Source organism: Bradyrhizobium sp. USDA 3364 (assembly GCF_054056355.1).
Window position 1 is genome coordinate 4260169 of sequence record NZ_JBSRYG010000002.1, and the last position, 20163, is coordinate 4280331.

Annotated in this window: 16 protein-coding genes, 1 tRNA gene and 1 pseudogene; 8 read left to right on the forward strand and 10 right to left on the reverse strand. The window is 63.4% G+C overall.

Annotation, left to right across the window (positions count from 1 at the left end):
• Positions 1 to 252 precede the first annotated feature (252 nt).
• Both ACVILL_RS20125 and ACVILL_RS20130 read right to left on the reverse strand, forming a co-directional pair.
• Positions 253 to 2568: a molybdopterin cofactor-binding domain-containing protein gene (locus ACVILL_RS20125; RefSeq protein WP_456730645.1), complete on the reverse strand. Its 2316-nt coding sequence runs from the start codon at positions 2566 to 2568 to the stop codon at positions 253 to 255.
• Position 2569: 1 nt separating this feature from the next.
• Positions 2570 to 3022: a (2Fe-2S)-binding protein gene (locus ACVILL_RS20130; protein ID WP_456730646.1), complete on the reverse strand. Its 453-nt coding sequence runs from the start codon at positions 3020 to 3022 to the stop codon at positions 2570 to 2572.
• Between the two features lie 514 nt (positions 3023 to 3536).
• Here ACVILL_RS20130 and ACVILL_RS20135 point away from each other — a divergent pair.
• Positions 3537 to 3611, forward strand: a tRNA-Glu gene (locus tag ACVILL_RS20135).
• On the opposite strand, the gene ACVILL_RS20140 is transcribed toward ACVILL_RS20135, so the two are convergent.
• The gene (locus tag ACVILL_RS20140) at positions 3599 to 4003 is read right to left on the reverse strand and encodes a hypothetical protein (protein WP_456730647.1); all 405 of its coding nucleotides are present in this window, start codon (positions 4001 to 4003) and stop codon (positions 3599 to 3601) included. The genes ACVILL_RS20135 and ACVILL_RS20140 overlap by 13 nt on opposite strands.
• Before the next feature lie 1047 nt (positions 4004 to 5050).
• Between ACVILL_RS20140 and ACVILL_RS20145 the strand changes: the two genes are divergently transcribed.
• From ACVILL_RS20145 to ACVILL_RS20160, 4 genes are all read left to right on the forward strand, one after another.
• Positions 5051 to 5989, forward strand: coding sequence for a class I SAM-dependent methyltransferase (locus ACVILL_RS20145; protein ID WP_456730648.1), 939 nt, complete (start codon positions 5051 to 5053; stop codon positions 5987 to 5989).
• Between the two features lie 139 nt (positions 5990 to 6128).
• The gene (locus ACVILL_RS20150; protein ID WP_456730649.1) at positions 6129 to 6956 is read left to right on the forward strand and encodes an ATP-binding cassette domain-containing protein; all 828 of its coding nucleotides are present in this window, start codon (positions 6129 to 6131) and stop codon (positions 6954 to 6956) included.
• A gap of 31 nt (positions 6957 to 6987) precedes the next feature.
• On the forward strand, positions 6988 to 8541 hold the full coding sequence (locus ACVILL_RS20155; protein ID WP_456734306.1) for an ABC transporter permease/substrate-binding protein: 1554 nt from the start codon (positions 6988 to 6990) through the stop codon (positions 8539 to 8541).
• 188 nt (positions 8542 to 8729) lie between these two features.
• A complete protein-coding gene (locus ACVILL_RS20160) occupies positions 8730 to 9044 on the forward strand; it encodes a hypothetical protein (protein WP_456730650.1) in 315 nt (104 codons plus the stop codon).
• A gap of 590 nt (positions 9045 to 9634) precedes the next feature.
• Here the strand turns inward: ACVILL_RS20160 and ACVILL_RS20165 are convergent.
• Positions 9635 to 9871, reverse strand: coding sequence for a hypothetical protein (locus ACVILL_RS20165; RefSeq protein WP_456730651.1), 237 nt, complete (start codon positions 9869 to 9871; stop codon positions 9635 to 9637).
• Between the two features lie 458 nt (positions 9872 to 10329).
• Here ACVILL_RS20165 and ACVILL_RS20170 point away from each other — a divergent pair, with 458 nt between their 5' ends.
• Positions 10330 to 10545 (forward strand): hypothetical protein, encoded by a 216-nt coding sequence (locus ACVILL_RS20170; protein WP_456730652.1) that lies wholly within the window; start codon positions 10330 to 10332, stop codon positions 10543 to 10545.
• 303 nt (positions 10546 to 10848) lie between these two features.
• Here the strand turns inward: ACVILL_RS20170 and ACVILL_RS20175 are convergent, their stop codons facing one another.
• From ACVILL_RS20175 to ACVILL_RS20185, 3 genes are all read right to left on the reverse strand, one after another.
• Positions 10849 to 11523, reverse strand: a complete 675-nt coding sequence (locus ACVILL_RS20175; RefSeq protein WP_456730653.1) for an outer membrane protein — start codon at positions 11521 to 11523, stop codon at positions 10849 to 10851.
• Positions 11524 to 11741: 218 nt separating this feature from the next.
• A complete protein-coding gene (locus ACVILL_RS20180) occupies positions 11742 to 11975 on the reverse strand; it encodes a hypothetical protein (RefSeq protein ID WP_456730654.1) in 234 nt (77 codons plus the stop codon).
• Positions 11976 to 12295: 320 nt separating this feature from the next.
• Positions 12296 to 13591, reverse strand: coding sequence for an MFS transporter (locus tag ACVILL_RS20185; protein WP_456730655.1), 1296 nt, complete (start codon positions 13589 to 13591; stop codon positions 12296 to 12298).
• A 92-nt stretch (positions 13592 to 13683) separates the two neighbouring features.
• Here ACVILL_RS20185 and ACVILL_RS20190 point away from each other — a divergent pair, with 92 nt between their 5' ends.
• Positions 13684 to 14280 carry a TetR/AcrR family transcriptional regulator gene (locus tag ACVILL_RS20190; protein ID WP_456730656.1) on the forward strand — a complete coding sequence of 199 codons (597 nt, stop codon included), beginning with the start codon at positions 13684 to 13686 and terminating at the stop codon, positions 14278 to 14280.
• Positions 14281 to 14334: 54 nt separating this feature from the next.
• Here ACVILL_RS20190 and ACVILL_RS20195 read toward each other — a convergent pair whose 3' ends face one another.
• Positions 14335 to 14817, reverse strand: coding sequence for a hypothetical protein (locus tag ACVILL_RS20195; protein ID WP_456730657.1), 483 nt, complete (start codon positions 14815 to 14817; stop codon positions 14335 to 14337).
• Between the two features lie 459 nt (positions 14818 to 15276).
• Between ACVILL_RS20195 and ACVILL_RS20200 the strand changes: the two genes are divergently transcribed.
• Entirely contained in the window at positions 15277 to 18465 is a 3189-nt protein-coding gene (locus tag ACVILL_RS20200) for an autotransporter family protein (RefSeq protein WP_456730658.1), read from the forward strand.
• A gap of 105 nt (positions 18466 to 18570) precedes the next feature.
• Here ACVILL_RS20200 and ACVILL_RS20205 read toward each other — a convergent pair.
• Together ACVILL_RS20205 and ACVILL_RS20210 are read right to left on the reverse strand one after the other, a co-directional pair.
• A pseudogene (locus ACVILL_RS20205) lies at positions 18571 to 18975 on the reverse strand (beta-ketoacyl-ACP synthase II); the annotation flags it as partial.
• 809 nt (positions 18976 to 19784) lie between these two features.
• On the reverse strand, positions 19785 to 20114 hold the full coding sequence (locus tag ACVILL_RS20210; RefSeq protein WP_456730659.1) for a hypothetical protein: 330 nt from the start codon (positions 20112 to 20114) through the stop codon (positions 19785 to 19787).
• Positions 20115 to 20163 lie beyond the last annotated feature (49 nt).

The window sequence follows — 20163 nt, forward strand, 5'->3', positions numbered from 1 at the left end:
TCATTGCGAGCCAACGGGTCGCGCGAACGCGCGCCCGATGACAGGCTCGGCGAAGCAATCCATCGGTCCACATCTGCGGAGCGATGGATTGCTTCGTCGCTTCAGCGCAAAATTGCTTTGCAATTTTGTCGCGAGCTCCTCGCAATGACGGTGAACGCTCAGCGATCCAAAATCATCCTGCCCTCAAAGCAAGACGCCCGCGAACAAAGCGTCGCGGGCGTCTGATCTTTTTCGTCTAGCGGTCGACCAGCCTCAGGTCTCCAGCTGCTTGCCGATCGGCAGTGCGCGGATGCGCTTTCCGGTGGCGGCGAAGATCGCGTTCATCAATGCCGGTGCGAACGGCGGCACGCCGGGCTCGCCGACGCCGCTCGGCGGCGTGTCCGCTCCGGGCGGCACGATGTAGACGTTGGTGATCGCAGGCGATTCGTCGATCCGGATCACCGGGAAGTCGTCGAAATTGCCCTGTTGCACCTTGCCGTCCTTGAAGCTGATCTCGCCATATTTGGCGAGACTGAGCCCCATGATCGCGGCGCCCTCGATCTGCGAGTTGATCCGCTCCGGATTGACGTAAGTGCCGCAATCGATGGCGGTATCGACCCGCGGCACCGTGAGCTTGCCCTTGTCGTCGATCGCCACCTCGACGATGGTCGCGATGTAGCTGACGAAAGAGCGGTGCACGGCGATGCCGAGACCGTGGCCCTTCGGCACGCTGCGGCCCCACTCGCCCTTTTCGGCGACCAGCTCGACCACCTTGCGCAGCCGCGCGGTGTCGATCGGGTAGCTCTCATAGGGCTCGCCGTAGTTCCAGGGATCCTTCACCGAGGACAGGTTGACGATCCGGGGCGATCCGATCAGCTCCAGCAACATCTCCTTCTGGTCGCGGTTGGTCGCATGCGCGATTTCCCCGACCATGGATTGCACCGCGAAGGCGCGCGGGATGTTGGAGACCGAGCGGAACCAGCCGATCCGCGTCATTGCGGCCGCTTCCGGATTCTCGCACTGCAGATTGGCGATCTCGAACGGGTTGTCGATCAGGCCCATGCCGAGCTCGAACGGCGCCTCGTGGTTGGCGCCGGCGGCGAAGGTCGAGGCGATGGTCGGCGCCACGCTGCGATGCCGCCACGCGATCACCTTGCCGTTCTTGTCGAGACCGGCCTCGATCCGTTCCACGGAGACGGTGTGCAGGAAGTCGTGACGCACGTCGTCCTCACGGGTCCACTGCACCTTGACCGGCGCGCCGAGTTCCTTCGAGAGCAACGCCGCCTCCAGCGCGAAGTCGCATTTCGACTTGCGGCCGAAGCCGCCGCCGAGCAGCGTCACGTTGACGGTGACATTGTCCTCGGGGATGCCGAGCGTCTTGGCGACGTCCTCGCGGGTGCCGCCGGGGCTCTGCACCGGCGCCCAGATCTGCGCCTTGTCGCCCTTGACGTCGGCCACCGCGACCGGCGGCTCCATGCTGACATGGGCGAGATGCGGCAGATAATATTCGCCTGTTATCACCTTGTCGGCGCTCTTCAGCGCCGCATCGACATCACCTTCCTTGCGCACCACGAGGCCGGGTTTTCGCGCGGCCTCTTCGAGGGACGCGCGATAGCTGACCGAGTCGTATTTGGCATTGGCGCCGTCATCCCAGACGATCTTCAGCGCGTCGCGGCCCTTGATCGCGGCACCGGTGTTGCGCGCGATCACGGCCACGCCGCCGAGCGGCTGGAACTTGGACGGCCAGGGCCAGCCCTTGACCTCCATCACCTTCTCGACGCCGGGCACCTTCATCGCAGCGCTGTCGTCGAACGACTTGACCTTGCCGCCGGTGACCGGCGGACGGGCGATGACCGCGTATTTCAGGCCGGCCACGCGGATGTCGGCGCCGTAATGCGCCTTGCCGGTGGTGATGTCGTGCAGGTCGACGATCGAGACCTGGCCCTTGCCGAGATAGCGGAAGTCCTTCGCCTCCTTCAGCTTCAGGCCCTTGATGTCGGGCACCGGCTCCTTGGCGGCGTCGGCGGCGAGATCGCCGAAGCCGGCCTTGCGGCCGCTTGCGGAATGCACGACCTCGTGGTTCTGCGCCTTCACTTCAGCGACCGGCACGCCCCACTTCTTGGCGGCGGCGGCTTCCAGCATCGCGCGCGCCGAGGCGCCGATCTGGCGCATCGGGATCAGGTAATGCCGCGTTGAGCGCGAGCCGTCGGTGTCCTGGTTGCCGAACTTGACCTCGTCGCCATGCGCCTGCTGGACATGGACGCGCGACCAGTCGGCCTCCATTTCCTCGGCGACGATCAAGGGCAGGCTGGTGCGGACGCCGGTGCCCATCTCGGAGCGATGCGCCAGGATGGTGACGGTGCCGTCGGGCGCGATCGCGACGAACACTCGCGGGTCGACCACGACCCCGTGCGGCATCTTGCCGGCGCCGGTCTCATAGGCGAAGGCCTGGCGCGTCATCACGGGCGCGGCGAGCACGAAGGAGCCGGCGATGCCGAGCCCCTTGAGGATGCTGCGGCGCGAAAGGTTCTCGACCTTCACGTGCTTCTCGAAGCCGCGAAGCTTGTTCGGATTGGTGCGTATATTCATGTCACACCCCCGTCGATGCGAGATGGACGGCATTCTCGATCCGCTGATAGCAGCCGCAGCGGCAGATATTGCCCGACATGGCTTCGCGGATCTGGCCGTGATCGGGCTTCGGGTTCTGGTCCAGCAGCGCCGCCGCCTGCATGATCTGGCCGGCCTGGCAGTAGCCGCACTGCGGAACATTGACCTGGCGCCACGCCTTCTGCACCGGATGGTCGCCGGTCGGGTGCAGCCCCTCGATGGTGGTGACCTCGCGGCCGGCCGCGTCGGAGACCGAGGTGATGCAGGCGCGCACCGCCTCCTTGTCGATGATCACGGTGCAGGCGCCGCACAGCGCCTGGCCGCAGCCGAACTTGGTGCCGGTGAGGCCGGCTTCGTCACGGAGATACCAGAGCAGCGAAAGATCGGGGTCGCCGTCCCAATTTTGTTCCTGGCCGTTGATTTTTAGTTTGATCATGGTCTGTCCTCGCTCTGCTTAAGCTATTGACCGGTGCGGCGCGAGGTGCGGAACGTCTTCCATGGCCTGCGGCCGCGCTGATGTTTGTTTGCCAAGATGTTGGTGAGCCAAATTGCCGTGCGCCAAGGGATTGCGCTTTGTTCCAAGCACTCCTTCTTGCTTCTCGAGCGCCTTGCCCGGCGCAGCATGGTGAATGCGTGCGATGTTAGCAGAGGCTGGCGCCGGATGACTTCACAGGCAAGTGTTTTGCCGTTGCCGTTTGGCGAAAGCTGGGCCGCGGTGCACGACCCAGGCATGACAGCCTGAGGTGGGCGTCATGCAATCGGCGGCTGCATCGCTGTATCCGCGCGGATGCGACGCGCTGAGGCCACGCAGGGCGCAGGGGCGTTCCCGGGCTGCTTCCCTTGCGAAAGGACGGGCACGGCATGGTAAGCATGGATGACAAAATCCCCGCCGCAATGCACAAGCCATCTTGCGGCGGGGGGATTTCAAGGCTATTGCCTTGCCTCTCAACGCTCCCTTCGTCTAGCGGTTAGGACGCGGCCCTCTCAAGGCTGAAACAGGGGTTCGATTCCCCTAGGGAGCGCCAGCCCGGCCCTCCGCGCGTTGATCTTTCTCACCTTTTTGTCGATTTCCCCAAGCTTCCGGAATGGGTTTGGGGCGTCCTGTTCGCCTAGTGGTCCTCGAGCTTGACGATCGCACGGCGACCGCCGCGACGCCGATCCGCTTCCGTGTGTAGCGGTCCGCCTCGGCAAGCGTCGGATGGCCCGTCGCGGCCATCATCTCGTGTGCGGTCGCGCCGGCATCGGCAAGCAGTCGGCCCAACGTCTTGCGCGAGTGCGGTCGACGATCGAGCGGTAGGCCCGCCTCATTCATTGCATCGCGCCTCCAGCAGTTGAAGCCGTCGACGGTGAACGCCTTTCCGTACTCGGTGGTGATGATGCAGACGTGCAGCCTCGTCAGTGCATCAAGATCCTTCATCAAGCGATATCGCCTTTGCGACCGCGACACCGGTCTTGCACCGGGTGTCCTCGAAGTCAGCGGCGTCGGCCTGCACCCGTCAAATGCGTGCCGGACCTTTTCAGCGTATCGATCTTCGCGCTAGGTCGACTCGACAGCAGTTTGAGGACCACAATCTCGATGCGCTCCTTCGTCAGACCGACTGCCGACCGATGCCCGTGGTCGCGCCTGATTTGATTCATGCGGCTGCAATGGCCGGGCTCGCTGCCGTCTCCGAGTGAAAGAAAGGCATCGCTACCAAGATACGACGTGATCACCGCGCCGCGAGGAACCCAATCCGATCAGGGCTGTCACAGTCTCATCGGGAGGAGCGGAACCGGCAAAGTTCCGAACATCAGCCTCCGAAGCGATGCAAACCGTCATTAGCCCTGTGCGCATGCGCGAGTTGCTGTTCCACCAAATCAGCTTCAAGCTGCCTCATCCTCGGCGTGGCGGCTTGCCGCACTTTCTTACATGCCCCCAAACCACGTGCGTGAGTTGCCGTCGCCGAGGAGCTGGCACAGCGCGCCTTGTCCGTAGGCCAAGTTCGATCCATCGGCCAACTACGCGGGCCAATCATTCCCATCCGAGCCCCCTTGCTATCGGCGGTCTCAACCTGATGTCGGCAACTGTGCCGGTACGAGCGCATTGCATGCTTCTGCGAAATGTTCTCCGGTGCGGCGATTGGCGCCACCGCGCACGCAACGTGAGCGTGCCGCGCATCGTGGATGATCGAGGCCGGCTGTCCGCACGCTTTCGTTCGTGCAGCGTTGGAATTGATTTTTTCTCTGCCTGGGCGACCGGCATTTTCGGCATCATCTCGACCGCACATCAAGCCGCCCCAACAGGCGATGGTTTGGAAAAAAGCCGCGTAACACGTGCGTGCACATCAGTGCTCAGCGCAGTTCCACGAAGCGAGATTGAAAAAGCGCCATGGGGTTTATGCGTGAGTCAATCTCTGTAATAAGGCATCGAGCACTTGATAGCAGCAGCCGTCGAGTGGCTTGAAAGGTGAAATAGGAGATCGGGTTGCAAACACATTTTTCGCGCATCAATCAGTCCAAGGCCGTCTTCGATGATATTTATGCCCTGGATGATCCCAGGGCATACTTCTCTGTCCTGGGCGATTTGGATTACATGATCACGGACGTGGCTGAGCCCGTTGTGCGCCAAATTCTGGCAGCGAAAGCTTCGGCAACCGGCGTCAAGCCGACCGTGCTTGACGTTGGTTGTTCATACGGCATCAATGCAGCGGTGCACCGGTTTCCACTGACCTTCGGGGGCTTGCGCCATCGCTACGCTCGACGCGAGATGAGGGCGATCGATTCCGAGACACTGGTGCGTCTCGATCGCCATTTTTATGCGGCTTGGCCGGATGTCGGTCTGGCGCGATTTATCGGTCTCGATATCTCGGCGCCGGCGATCAAGTATGCGACGGGTGTTGGCCTGCTTGAGCAGGGCATTGTCGCTGATCTTGAAACCGAGGCACTCTCGACCGGCAGCGCGAGTCTTATCCGATCCGCGGATGTCATCATGTCGACGGGATGTATCGGCTACGTCACCGAGAAGACGTTCAGCAAGATTCTCGATGCGACAGAGCAGCGTCCATGGATCATTTCGTTCGTGCTGCGAATGTTCCCGTTCGATTCTCTAGCCGAGACGTTCGCGAAGCGTGGCCTGGTGACAGAGCGTCTTACCGGCGCGACTTTTATCCAGCGTCGTTTTCGCGATGCTGAAGAGTTTGAAAGTTGCCTGGCCAGCCTCGCGGCTCTTGGCGTCGATGCGACCGGTCTTGAGTCGGAAGGGCTGTTTCACGCCGATCTGATCCTGTCGCGCCCTGAGGCGGATGCGCGCGCCGCTCCCCTGAGAAACATTGTCACTGTCGCCAGCGGTAGAGGGCGTCCGATCGGACCCCGCTATGTTCATATTGAGGGCGACGACGGCTTGCAGGTCGCGTTGGAGCCGTGACCGGCTCGCTTTCCGAACATGGGCGTGGGTGTGACCCAGTGACCTGCGCACCCAAGTGGATCATGGTCTGACTCCTGCACTGTTACTTTCTGCCAGTTCAGCAGTCTCCAGTTCAGCAGTCTAAAGGGAGGCCTTGCTCATGACAGCTTCGCCGATCTCAAATCCGTCTGCTTCCGTGCCGTATATCGAGATCGATGCTGTATCGAAATCCTACGATGGAGGGCGGAGTGCTGCCGTTTCCAACGTATCGCTCGACGTACAGCAGGGTTCACTGGTTGCGCTCGTGGGCGGCTCGGGATCTGGCAAGACCACGCTGCTGAAGACCATCAATCGGCTCGTCGATCCTGACGTTGGAGAGGTCAGGATCGACGGAGTGCCGGTAAGCGAAGCCGAACCGCCGATGCTGCGGCGGAGCATCGGCTATGTCTTTCAGGGGATCGGTTTGTTTCCGCACATGCGCGTTGCCGACAACATTGCCGTAACACTCAGGTTGCGTGGCTGGCAGGCGAACGAGATCGAAACGCGGGTGGCCGAAATGCTTGACATGGTGGACTTGCCGCAAGATTACGCCAGCCGCTTTCCGCACATGCTGTCCGGAGGTCAGCGCCAACGGGTTGGCGTCGCGCGCGCAATCGCCGCCCGACCGCGCATTGTTCTGATGGACGAGCCGCTGGGCGCGCTCGATCCTGTCACCCGCGACAGCCTGGGGTCTTCCTACCGCGACCTGCACGACCGGTTCGGCATGACGACCCTGATGGTTACACATGACATCCAGGAAGCTGCGCTGATGGCTGATCGGATCGTCGTCATGAAGAACGGCCGCATACTGGCCGACGATTCGCCGCACGCCTTGATGATGGGCTCCGGTTCCGACGATCCGGACGTGACCGCCTTGATGGAAGTGCCGCGACGTCAAGCGGAACGTATCGCCGCGCTTGCGGCCAGCAACGGACCTGCCCGTGCCTGATGCCGGCGCGGAGCTGCTTTCCGGTGCCCGATTGGACGCTTTCTTCGACGCCTGGCGCCTGCTTCCCACCTATCTCACGCCACATATCCTGCTTTGCGCCACGGCGCTGGCGCTTGGACTGCTCATCAGCCTGCCGCTGGCCGCCCTCGCCGCGAATCGGCCATGGCTACGCAGGCTGGTGCTTGCCATCGCGAGCTTGATCCAGACCATACCGGGACTTGCGCTGCTCGCGCTGTTCTATCCTTTGCTCCTTGTGCTCTCGACCTTGACGACACGGCTCTTCGGCTTCGGCATCCCCGCGCTGGGATTCTTGCCGACGCTGATAGCGTTGACGCTCTATGCCATGCTTCCGATCTTGCGCAACAGCGTGGTTGGCCTGAATGGCATCAGTCCTGCCATCGTCGAAGCGGCAGAAGGCGTTGGTATGACGCCGCAGCAGATTCTGACGCGCGTCAAGGCGCCGCTCGCCACGCCTGTCATCATGGCCGGGGTGCGGACCGCAGCTGTATGGACGATTGGAGGAGCCACGCTTTCCACGCCCGTCGGCCAAACCAGCCTCGGCAATTACATTTTTACGGGATTGCAAACCGAGAACTGGGTTTCTGTGCTGTTCGGCTGCATTGCCGCCGCCGGACTTGCTCTGATCACCGACTTCTGTCTAGGCCTCGTGGAGACAGGAGCGTCCGAACGCAACAGGAAGCGTGTGGTGTTCGGTATCGCCGGGCTTGCTCTCGGCACGCTCGCCGCTCTCGCCCCGCTGCTCTCGAGCGAAGCCGCAGCCTATGTCATCGGCGCGAAGAGCTTCTCCGAACAGTTCATTCTGGCGGACCTGATGGGTGACCGACTGAAGGCTGAGGGAGCGGCAGTAACGCGCAAGGACGGGCTCGGTTCGGCTATCGCCTTTCGCGCGCTGGCTCACAATGACATTGATGCTTACGTCGATTATTCCGGCACGCTCTGGCGCAATGTCGTCGGCCGCACCGACATGCCGCCACGCGAGGAGATGCAGGCGGAGATCGTCCGCTGGATGAAAGCAGAGCGGGGCGTCACGGTCCTTGGCGCGCTTGGTTTCGAAAATGCCTACGTTCTCGCGATGAAACGAGAAAGAGCGCGGGCACTAAACGTCACGTCGCTTGCCGATCTTGCCCGTGTTGCACCTCAACTCACCATCGGCGATGATCTTGAGTTCCTGGGACGACCGGAATGGCGCTCGCTTCAGAATGCCTATGGTCTGTCGTTCAGAGCGCGACGCTCGTTCAATCCAACGATGATGTATCATGCTCTCGAATCCGGCGAGGCCGACGTCATCTCCGCGTTCTCCAGCGACGGGCGTATCGCGGCGCTTGATCTCCTCGTGCTGGCTGACCCGAAGCATGCGATACCTTCCTATGATGCGCTGATCCTCGTCGCGCCAAAGCGCTCCGGCGATGCGCGGCTGAAGCGAGCACTTGCTCCGCTTGTCGGCGCGGTTCCCGTTGAGGCTATGCGCGCCGCCAACCTCATGGTCGACGGCGATACGGACAAGGCCTCTCCGCAAGAGGCGGCGCGAGCCCTGGCAAAGGCCGTGCATTTGCAGTCGCGATAAATCCAAGAGCACGAGCAGGAGCGTTTTCGTTCGAGGTTCGGCCTTCGCGGATGAGGCGTGCTCAAGGCCCGAACGAAATCGCGTGTCTTGCGATGGACGATCAGTTCGGCAGTGCGGTCGGGCTCCGTTGGCAATGCTTTGCCGGTGACGCGCGGCCCCGGTCCACGCTTCGGGCATTCGGATTCATAATGACGCCACGAATCGTTGTCACGAACGTACAACCGTATTTGGGGATGACAATGCGGGCAAAGAGAGTGGAAAGGGCGGTCGGTTCCAACCAATCGCTACTTGAGCAACTCCAGGCAGAGCTTGCCGCCCTCAATTCGCAAATCGAAGCGATTGAAAAGACGCGGGCGGAAACGCAATCGATCGATGAGTTGAGAGAGTGTGCGATCCGCGCTTGTCGACGGATTGATGAGATTCGTTCCGCCGTTGCCGCCGAACAGTCGAACGAGGCGGCCGAAGGCGCAAGTCCCGACGCTCCGTCTACGGCTGCTCGTTGAAGCATGTTTGAGGCGCTGTTTTAGGTATCGTCGACCGCGTGGTCGCTCCTGGAATGGCTCTGCAGCGCCTTCGTCCAATCCCGGTTCCTGGGCGGGTGACGCGATGAAGGTACGGGGCGGCGACGCTCCGCTCGCTCGTCTGCGGCGGGCGGCGTGGCGGTTGTCCTGAAGACGACGAATTCCGACCTGCGCCATGCGCCGGGGCAGCACCCTTAGGCAAAATCGTCCCTTCAATCCCAACGGCCGCGCGGGTCGCAATCAGCCGACTTCCGGGTGTAGCGCGATCAGCAAGATCACCACCGCGACCACTGCGAGCCAGCATTCAGCGGCAATGATGGCCCATTCGGTGCCTGTTCGATTTTTCATTGGCGCCACCATTTTCGACGGCTCCGACGTGAGTCTGAGGGGTTCGACGTCGAAGCCGCCTTCGCCAGTGTTCCGGACTATCCCGAGTTTGATGCGCTATGGGGCTCGGCTGATCCGAGCGAAGATCAGATCACACGCGGCTTTGGATGGAAGTGCACTTTGTGCCAACACACCGGTTTCATTGCCGTGGTTGCATCATAATTCATGCACAGCCAATGCCGCGCCTATCGTGCGGCACCCAACCGTGTCGCCGCGAGCGCATTCCAAGCCAGGCCGAAGCTCAATCCGATGGATGACGCTTGATCCGCGTTGAGCGCAAGTCTGATTTCCCATCCGCGTCCATGCTGGCGTGAAATCAAGACCTCGGACGATCCAAAGCCGCGCACGTCGCGTTTCCATTCGCGCAGCATTAGAATCAATTCCTTCTCTTCCGCGCTCACTTCTATTCTCGACATCGCCATCACCGAGCATCAAGCCAACCCAACCGTCAAAGCTATTGAGCACCGCAACGCCGCGTCAACACGCGCGCGTGCATATCCGGCAATGACACTTCACGGCTGTCGCCCATCTCGCAAGCTCCGCTGACGCGAGCGACGGCCCCGACGTGCTGTCTGAGGGCCGCGTCGGAGCCGTCTTTGCCAGTGTTTCGGATTGGCCTAGCCGATGCGCGTGCTTGGTCGATCCGATGCAGGCCATGAGATCACAATCACCTCGTGATGGGATGTGCAGTCCGTGCCAATAGCACCGGTTCCGTCGTCACGATTGCATCATAATCGATCAACAACCAAAACACTCGCGCATGTTGCTGTTCCATCGAATGCGTTTCACTTTGCATTTTCCTCGGCGGTGGTGGGCGACTCATGATCCAGCACTGGACTCGCAAAGTGTGTCGGCTAGCACTCGCCGGGGAACGGAGGCCATGATGAAGCGCTGCGACCGTAGGCGCACCGACATGACGCCGTGCGTGATGACCGACGGCGCGGATGCCTATAGCTTCGAGAGCGAACACGACACTCGCCCGATCTGCGTTGGCTGCGGTCGCAACCCGCAAGTTACCGGCGTGGCCCCACCCGCCGATTGGGCTGAGCAGGTTGCGGACTATCTGAAGGCCGTACAGATGAGGCGCCGGCGCTGAAGCCCCGCAGCGCGGGGCGTCCAAGCGGCAAATTCAATCCGCCTGTCCACAATCCACCACCCCAGCCAAACCGCTCGCAGCGGGCCTCCGCTTCGCGCTCCATCAGCCCGATGAGCGCGAGCTGACATCGTCCCTTGGAGATCGGGTCCAGCACGCATTGATCGTCGTGCGTCATACCGTCACAGATCAGTTCGTCGCGCCGCGCAGGAGGCTTCCAGTCCGGGTGGAACCAGCGCTCCAACGAAAAAGCTCCGGGCCTTTGTTGGCCCGGAGCTTTCATGTCGCCTGGAGTTAAGCGAGCGATCAGTACCTGGCGACGGCCGGGCCACCCAGGTTGAACCTGTAGTTCAGGCCCGCCTTGACGGTGTGCTGGTCGTTGCGGAAGCTGCCGACATTGAAGCCGAGAGAATCGTGCACGTTGATGGTGCCGAAGTCATAGTACTGGTATTCGAGCTTGCCCGACCAGTTCTGGGTAAACATGTATTCGAGACCGGCACCGACGGTGTAGCCGTCACTGCCGCCGTCACCGCCGAAGCCGTTCGTGAAGCGCGAGTCAGCCCAGGCATAGCCGCCCTTGACGTAAAGCAGCGTCGGACCCCAGGTGTAGCCGAGGCGGCCGGTTACCGAACCGAGGCCGCGATTGGCGAAGCTCGAACTGGTGTCGAGAAAACTATAGTTGGCTTCAAGACCCATCACCCAGTTCGGCGCGAACTGGTAATCATAGCCAGCCTGCACGCCGCCCATGAACACACCGTCGTTGCCGCCGCTGAAGCCGGGCGCGAGGATGTTGTCGTTGCCACCGAACGCACCGCCGATGTGACCACCGATGTAGAAGCCGGTCCAGTTATAGATCGGGGCCGGAGCTACTTGGGGGGGCGGAGCCTTGGTGTAGGGCTGAGGCGCGAGATCAGCCGCGGAAGCGGGAGCGACCGCGCCGAGCGCGATCATGCTGGCGGTGACGAGCAGAATTTTTTTCATCTTTTGCATTCCAACTTTTCTTGTACTAGCCCCAAGGTCACCGCCTATCAGACACACGCGGAATTGCTGTAACTTCACTGCAACAGGCGGTGCCAAACGCGGGCCGTTAACTAAAGCGGCAAGAAGGCTTGGCGTTGAGGGAACTCGGAGCTCTCGTAACACACGGGTTCTGCGTTGCCGATCGCACTCCGGCACAGCGCGTGTGGAACCGGGGCGAGTCAGTTGCCGGAGAAGATGTAGCGGCAGACTCGACCGATGAGCCACGAGATAAGGCCGACGGTGGCGATGACGCCTCCAACGATTGGGGCAAATGCCACGTCAAAAACACCACCTGAATTGTACATTACGATCGCCGCGATGGCGGCCGCGGCGAAGCAAATGGCCGCAACAATGCACCCGATCAGATAAAGGGCATTGCCAAGTCTGGCTGTCTTTGCGGACCGTCGTTCCAACTGCGTCGCCTTTGCCTTCGATCCGATTTCGATCGGGCGGCGGATTGCTCCTGGCGATCTGCGGACACTGAAGCGACCTGCGACCCCGGTCAATCAGTGTGATGTGCTTGGTCCGGAGGGCGATGTTCCATTTATTCTCTCAATGGCGGACAACATGCGCATTTCCGGAAAATTTCGGCCTGAAGATCGCTCCTCCGTGACGTAGTCGATCACCAATGTGCCCGCTGACAAGACCTCTCCGGCCCGCACGGTGACCTTCGCGAAGTGCTGCCGGTAGTGATATCGAATTCCCACATCGCACTCGAATTCGCCGCACCGCGTCACGCCACGGCGAGCACCGGTTGTGCCGGCCGCCGGCCGATCATCAGCGACAGCACGGCGGCGACGATGCCGGTTGCGCCCGCGATGATGAAGGCCTGCAGGTAGTCGCCCTGCGCCGAGCGCACGAAGCCCGCGAGGAACGCGGCGCAGGCGGCGCCGAGCTGATGGCCGGCGACCACCCAGCCGAACACCAGCGGCGCGTTCTTGTCGCCGAACGCCTCGTTGGCGATGCGCACGGTCGGCGGTACGGTCGCGATCCAGTCGAGACCGTAGAACACCGCGAACACCGACAGGCTGACAAGCGAGAAATCCGAGTAGGGCAGGTAGATCAGCGATAGTCCCCGCAGCCCGTAATAGAAGAACAACAGCTTGCGCGGATCGAACCGGTCGGTGAGCCAGCCCGACAGCGTGGTGCCGAACAGGTCGAAGAATCCCATCAGCGCGAGCAGGCTCGCGGCCTGCACCTCGACGATGCCGTGATCGCCGCAGAACGCGATCAGATGGGTGCCGACCAGGCCGTTGGTGGTGAAGCCGCAGATGAAGAAGGTGGCGAACAGGAACCAGAACGCCCGCGTCTGCGCCGCGCGCACCAAATTGCTGATCGCGGCGGTGAACGGATTGCCCGCAGCCGGCGGCGCGGGATGATCGTCGTGCGGGCTGCCGAACGAGCGCAGGCCGACGGAGGCCGGCCGCTCGGGCACCAGCAGATACACCAGCGGGATCAGCGCCGCGCAGCATGCGGCGACCGTCAGCACCACCGGCTTCCAGCCGCCCCACGCCACCAGCGCCGCGAGGCCGGGCATGAAGATCAGCGTGCCGGTCGCGGTGCTCGCCGTCAAAAGCCCCATGACGAGGCCGCGATTGGTGGTGAACCAGCGATTGACGATGGTGGCGCCGAGCACGTTGGCGACCGCGCCCGAGCCGATGCCCGACAGCAGCCCCCAGGTCAGGAACAGCTGCCACGGCGCGGTCATGAAATAGCTCGCGCCGGTCGAGGCCGACATCAGCGCGAGCGCGCCGAGCACCGTGCGACGGATGCCGAAGCGCTGCATCACCGCCGCGGCGAACGGACCGGCGAGGCCGTAGAGGAAGATGCCGATCGCGGCCGACGACGAGATCACGCCGACGTCCCAGCCGAACGCCTGCTGCAGCGGCAGCATCAAGACGCCCGGCGTCGCGCGCAGCCCAGCGGATGCGAGCAGCGCCAGGAAGATCACGGCGACGACGACGAAGGCGTAGTTCCGGCCGAACGGGCGCCGGCGGACGGGGGCTGCTTGAAGGGTGGTGCTGGGCATGTTACTTACCGGTACGTGTTGCGACGCGGGCGTGTATACGTACCGGTCAGTAACATTGTCAAGAGAGTTGGGTAGGGATCCGGAGAACCGTCATGAAGAAAGCCGCCGATGCAGCCGCGGAACGTCCCGTGCGCGCCGCCGACCGGATCCGCGCCTCCGCCGGCGAGCTGTTCTATCGCGAGGGCATCCGCGCCGTCGGCGTCGACGAGGTGGTCGAGCGGGCCGGCGTCACCAAGCCGAGCCTCTACCGCAGCTTCGCCTCCAAGGACGATCTCGCCGCCGCCTATATGCGCGACTACGATCTGGATTTCTGGGAGAAGTTCGAGAACCCCGGCGGGAAATCATACAGCGATGCGCGCGAGCACGTGCTCGCCTATATCCGCGTGCTGTCGACGCGCGCGGTGCGCAAGGGCTATCGCGGCTGCGGGCTCAGCAACGCCACCGTGGAATACCCGGCGCGGGACAATCCGGCGCGGCAGGTCGCCGAGGCGCACAAGAAGCTGTTCCGCAAGCGCCTGCGCGAGCTCGCCGCCGGCATGGGCGCGCGTCAGCCCGCGGTGCTCGGCGATGCGCTGCTGCTGCTGATCGAAGGCATCTACAGCACCGGCCAGCAATCCGAAGAGGGCCCGGCGCAGTCGGCGCTCACAGTGGCGAAGCTCTTGATCGATGCTAGCGTGGGGAAGGCATGAGGAAACAGGCGGCCCGCGGAGGCCGCCTGTTGGCCTATGCTGCGCACAGACGAGCTACTGGCAGATATGCTGGAGTCCGTCGCTGCCCTTGAACCAGGTGCCGGGCCTGCAGACGATGCCGTTGGCCGTGGCATAGGAGTTCCAGTCCCCGCTCCAGGCGTATTGGCCGTATGGGGCAGGTTGTCCGTATCGACCAGGTTGATCGTAGCCGTACATCGCGTTGGCATTGCGCCAGTCGCGGAACGGTGCGGTCGCGATCGCCGCGGCGGTGCCGACGGCAGCGCCCGCCACGCCGGCGGCAGCGCCGACCGGCCCGCCATACGCCGGCTCGCGATACGCCGGCTGGCGATACGCGGTTCGCCGATGATAGGCGCGCCTGGAGTCGTACGGGCTGCCGGCGCCCCTGTTCAGGCAATTGGCGCTGGCAAACTGGGACGAGCAGGCGGCTGGATTGGAGATGACCGCCTGTGCGAGTGCGGGGCTCGCCGCCGCGGATGCCACTATCACGGCCGCGCCAAGGACTCTCAGATTCGTCATGGCTTACTCCCTACGATGTCGTTGTTCGCGAGCTTGAGAACCATGGCCAATCGAGCTCCGGTGCAAGTTCCCACTGTTCTCGCCTCTAGCTAAATGCAACGTCCGGACGTAGTTCCTGCGTATCTCGCGTCGCGCATCACATCGACGTGACTTGCCGGATGGATTCGAACGCCCGCTTTCGCGCATTGCCGCTGAGGCTGCGAACCGCCTGGCAGGATCTGCATATGCAGTGGCACGAACTGCATATGGTGTGACGCAAGGGCATCAGCCGCCGGCAAATCTCGACGCGCGTTTCCAGGCGTTTCACATTCGCGCTATCCTCGAACGGATTGCCGGTGCATGATTTGCTATCTTAAATTGTCGTAACTTCTAGGCTTTTTCCGCTGATCCGGCCGCTTTTCGATTTTGTCGTTATTGGGAACCGACAAATTTGAAGGTGCGCGAATGCAAATCTGGTGCGTGCGAATCAGGTCCGTGATCGGCCCGGTTCTTCCCGGCTTGCGCGTGGTGACGCTCGCTCTCCTCGCGGCGGGCATTCAGCTTGACGTGGCGGCTGCGCAAACCTGCACCGTGGCGCCCGGCTCGACCGTGACCCTTACGATGGGAACCTGCACCATTGCGTCCGGCACGACGCTCACCGGAACTCCCGCCGTTCACGCGAGCAACGCCACCACCCAGATCACTACGAACAACGTCACCATCAATGCCGCCGGCGCCGGCAGCGTCGGCGGATTGGCCGATCAATCCGGCAGCATCATCTTCAGCAACGGATCCAGCATCAACGGCAACTGGAATACGGCCGCGTCGGCGCAAAGCGGCGGCATCATCATCTTCCAGTCGGGCTCGACCATCAACCAGACGTCCGGCGGCGGCGGAGCAACCGCGCTTGCGGCTGACGGACAGGGCAGTCAGATCAGCGCCGCCGGTCTTACCGCAAATCTCGGCGGCGCCGGCAACAATGTCGCTGCCAAGGCGACCAATACCGGCCTCATCTCCCTCAAGAACGACTCGATCAGCTATGCTGCAGGCGGCAGCGGCAATACGGGTTTTTGGGCCTCGGGCACCGGCAGCCAGATTTCGTCGACCGGCACGACGCTCTCGATGTCCGGCGGCGCTGGCGGTGACGTCGGCGTGCGCGCCGATAGCGGCGGTGTCGTCACGCTGACCCAGAATACCGTTACCGTTCAAGACAGCACCGGGCCCGGCGCGATCGGTCTGCTGGCGCAGTCGGCCGGAAGTTCGATCAGTGCGACAAGCACAGCGGTCACGGTGTCCGGCCTGGTGGGCGAAGTCGGTGCCCGGGCGCTCGGCGGCGGCGCGATCGCGTTGAGTGGCGGCAGCGTCTCTGCGCTGGGCGCCAACAGCGAAATCGGGCTACAGGCGAGCGGCGCCGGAAGCACACTCACCGCGACCGGCGTGACCGTCGCTCTTCCAAACAGCAGCGGGGGCCGGGGCGCCGACGCGGCATCCGGTGGCACGGTCGTGTTGCACGGGGGCAGCATCAGCGCCGGTGCCGATTTCGCGATCGGGGTCCAGGCTGCCGGAACCGGCAGCTCCGTTACGGCCGATGGGACCGCGATCAGCACCAGCGGCAACACCGCCGTCGCGGTCCAGGCGAACACCAATGGCCGCGTCGTGCTTTCGGGTGGCGCGACGGTCACCACGTCCGGCGCCTTCGCCACCGGCCTGGCGGCGGCCGGAACGGGCCTCATCGCTGCGACGGACGTCAATGTGACGACCACAGGTCCGAACGCGGCCGCCGCCGTGGTGGACGGGGGCGGCGTGCTGACCATGACCGGTGGGACGTTGACGGCCAATGGCGCCGGCTCGCCTGCGCTCCACATGACCGGCGGCGTCGCGACGCTCACCGGCGTGACCCTGACCAGCGCAAACGCTCCTTCGATCACCGCCCCTGCCAATCCCAACGTCGTGAGCTTGACCGGCGTGACGGCGGTTGCAAACAACGGCCAATGGCTCAACGTCAGCGGCGGCTCGACGATCGACCTTGCCGCCGATAGCTCGGCCTTGCAGGGCGCCGCGGTCACCGAAGCCGGCAGCACGTCCAACGTCGTGCTGAAGAACAATTCGCTGTGGACCATCACCGGCAACTCGAACGTCACGGAATTGGCGAACGCGTCGAGCATCATCCAGTTTACGCCGCCCGCCGGCGATCCGGCGTTGTTGTCGAGCTACAAGACCCTGACGGCGGTGAACTACACCGGCCAGGGCGGCACGATCGGGCTCAACACGTTTCTCGGCGCGGACGGCTCGCCGTCGGACAGGCTCGTCGTCAATGGCGGGGCGGCGGGCGGCAACACCTCCCTGAATATCCGTAACACCACCGGCGGCGGCGCGCTCACCACCGGCAACGGCATTCTCGTCGTCGATGCGATCAACGGCGCGACGACGGCGGCCGGTGCCTTCAGCCTGTCTCACCTGGTCCTGGCAGGTCCTTATCAATACTCGCTGTTCCGTTCGAGCGTCGACTCCGGCAATCCGCAGGCCTGGTATCTGCGTTCCTCCCTCGATTGCGTCGCTCATCCCAACCTTCCTGTTTGCGGTGGTGGTGGCGGAGGCGGCGGCGGTGGAGGAGGTGGTGGCGGTGGAGGAGGTGGCGGCGGCGGTGGCGGTGGCGGAGGAGGAGGCGGCGGAGGCGGCGATATCCCCAACTATCGCCAGGAGACCTCGCTCTATGCCGCGATCCCGTCGATGGCCTTGCTGTATGGCCGCAATCTGCTCGACACGCTGCATGAGCGCGTCGGCGAGGAGGAGGACGAACGCTTCCGCGCCAATCCCGAGAATGCCAGGGTCGGCTGGGCCCGCGTGATGGGCGTCGACGGCGTGCACGCCGGCGACGGTTCTGGCGTGCTCGGCGGCGCGGCCGGTCCGCGTTTCTCCTACGAGTTCGCGGCGTTGCAGGCCGGCATGGATGTCTACCGGCACGACAGTGCGGACGGTTCGCGCGATCAGGCCGGGGTCTATTTCGCGATCGGCGGCGCGCGCGGCCGGGTCGCGCATTTCGACGGCAGCCTCGGCGACAGCAATTTCGGCGCCTACACGCTCGGCGGCTACTGGACGCATTTCGGGCCAACCGGCTGGTACATCGACACGGTGCTGCAAGGCACGTTCTATGACATCTCGAGCAGCGCCAATCGCGGCCTTCCGGCCTTCAAGACCGGCGCGCAAGGCGGTGCGGTGTCGGTGGAGGGCGGATACCCCTTCAAGTTCGCCGGCGGATATTTCATCGAGCCGCAGGCGCAGCTGGTCTATCAGAACATCAACGTCAACGACGCCAGCGATATCGCGGCACAGATCCGGTTTACCGACGTGACGTCGCTCGCCACCCGGATCGGCGCGCGGTTCGGCCGGACCTGGTCGATCGATGACAGTCCGCGCACGGTCACGGCCTGGATCCGTCCCAACCTGTGGAACGAATACCTCGGCAACCCGGTCACGCTGTTCTCGTCGGACGCAGGCTTCGTTCCGTTTCATGCCAGCCTTGGCGGATTGTGGGGCGAGATCAACGCCGGCATCAGCGGCCAGGTGACGTCGAACACGACGTTGTTCGCCAACGCGTCCTATCAGAGCCGGTTCGACGGCGGCGGCTTTGCCTACACCGGCAAGGCCGGCGTCCGCATCAACTGGTAGGAGGGCGCGCCTGGAGCCTTTCCATCATGGCCGGGCTTGTCCCGGCCATCCACGTCCTTTCCCGCTCGTTTGAAGCAAGGACGTGGATGCGCCGCGCCGGCCGCATCACGACCAGCGTCGAAACACGAGACTGGCGTTGACGCCGCCGAATCCGAAGCCGTTCGAGATCGCGTGCTCGATCGCGATTTGCCGCGCGACGTTCGCGACCAGGTCGATGCCCTCCGCGGCGGGATCACCATTCTCCAGATTGAGCGTGGGCGGCGCGACCTGGTCGCGCAGCGCCAGGATCGTGAAGATCGCCTCGACGCCGCCGGCAGCGCCGAGCAGATGCCCGGTCGCCGACTTGGTCGCGCTGACGGCAACTCTTCCCTCGCGCCCGAACACGCGCTTGATCGCCTCGAGCTCGCTGAGATCGCCGACCGGCGTCGATGTCGAATGCGCGTTGAGATGCTGGATCTCGCCGGGCGGCAAGCCGGCCTGCCGCAGCGCCGCCTCCATGGCGCGGCGGGCGCTCGCGAGCTACCTCAACTTGACAAATGTCCAATTACTCCTTTTCGCCAGATCAGACGCGACAAGGCCTCCGCTTTCTTTCTCCCCAAAGAACAAGCCTTGGAACTTTCTGGCTTCTCGTACTTTTTTGATTCCGTTTTCGGCAGTCAACGCCAGCTTTGGAGAGAGGAGCTATGAAGCGACGGCATCGGGTTAAACATGTTTTTCCTCTTGAAGAACGCCTTTCCAGAGAAGCCCAGGAGCTCCGTCACCGGGCTAGAAAGCTTCCTCCAGGTCGAGAACGTGAGATATTGCTGAGGAAGGCGCGGCAAGAAGAGACCACCGCCCATTTGACGGAATGGCTGATGTCATCCGGCCCACGGGTGCCCATCTAGGAGGACCACCATGCAGGCAAATCACCATCACGACGATGGCATTGAGATTGCCTTTATCTGCGCTGCGGCGGCGTCATGAGTCGCGCTCATCGCCAGCGTGGCTTGGCTGCTCATGCAGTGAACACGCAACGCCCCGGTCGCGTCCAACGTAGGGGGCTGTCCAGCGATTCCGGCTCCTTGGCAATCTGTGTTGCTTCGACGCATTGTATCGGCATCACTGGTCGAGGCTCCGCCCGGTGGGCGTAGGTGTCTGAGAGACGAGCGCGCTCCTGCCTGCACAGCAAGGGCAAGAGGCCCTCTCGGCCGTAAAGCGTCGACTCGACGTTCACCGCGTTTGGGCGGCTTCGGTTCCGCCGATGAGGACGAGGAAGGGCACGATCCACGCCGCCGCCGAATTGCCGAGCAGCAGCATGGTCAGAACGGCTTGCGTGAACATCATTGTGTTTTCCGCAACGCGGCGGCCCAAGGCCGCCGCAGCCGCATCGGAACGCCGCCGGGCCGCGGCGGATCGTCGTCCTCGCCGTCGAGGCGGCGCAGCGCCGCAAGAATGTCGGCGAGCCGGATTGGATGATCCATACCCGGAATCTCGCGCAGCGAGGGACAGGATTCGACCGCGAACATGTCGGACGCCCAAGATGACAGGATGATCCGCTTTTCGGGCGCGGAGAGCTCCCCGTCGTTCAGGACCTCGTCCGGCGACGCGTGGTGCGCGGCCGGGTGGAAGAGGGGATGGAGTTTGCCGGAGTTCGTGTTGGCGTCGGTCATTGCTTGCCTCCTTTTACGCTCCTTTCCGGAGGGGATGGTTTGGATCGGA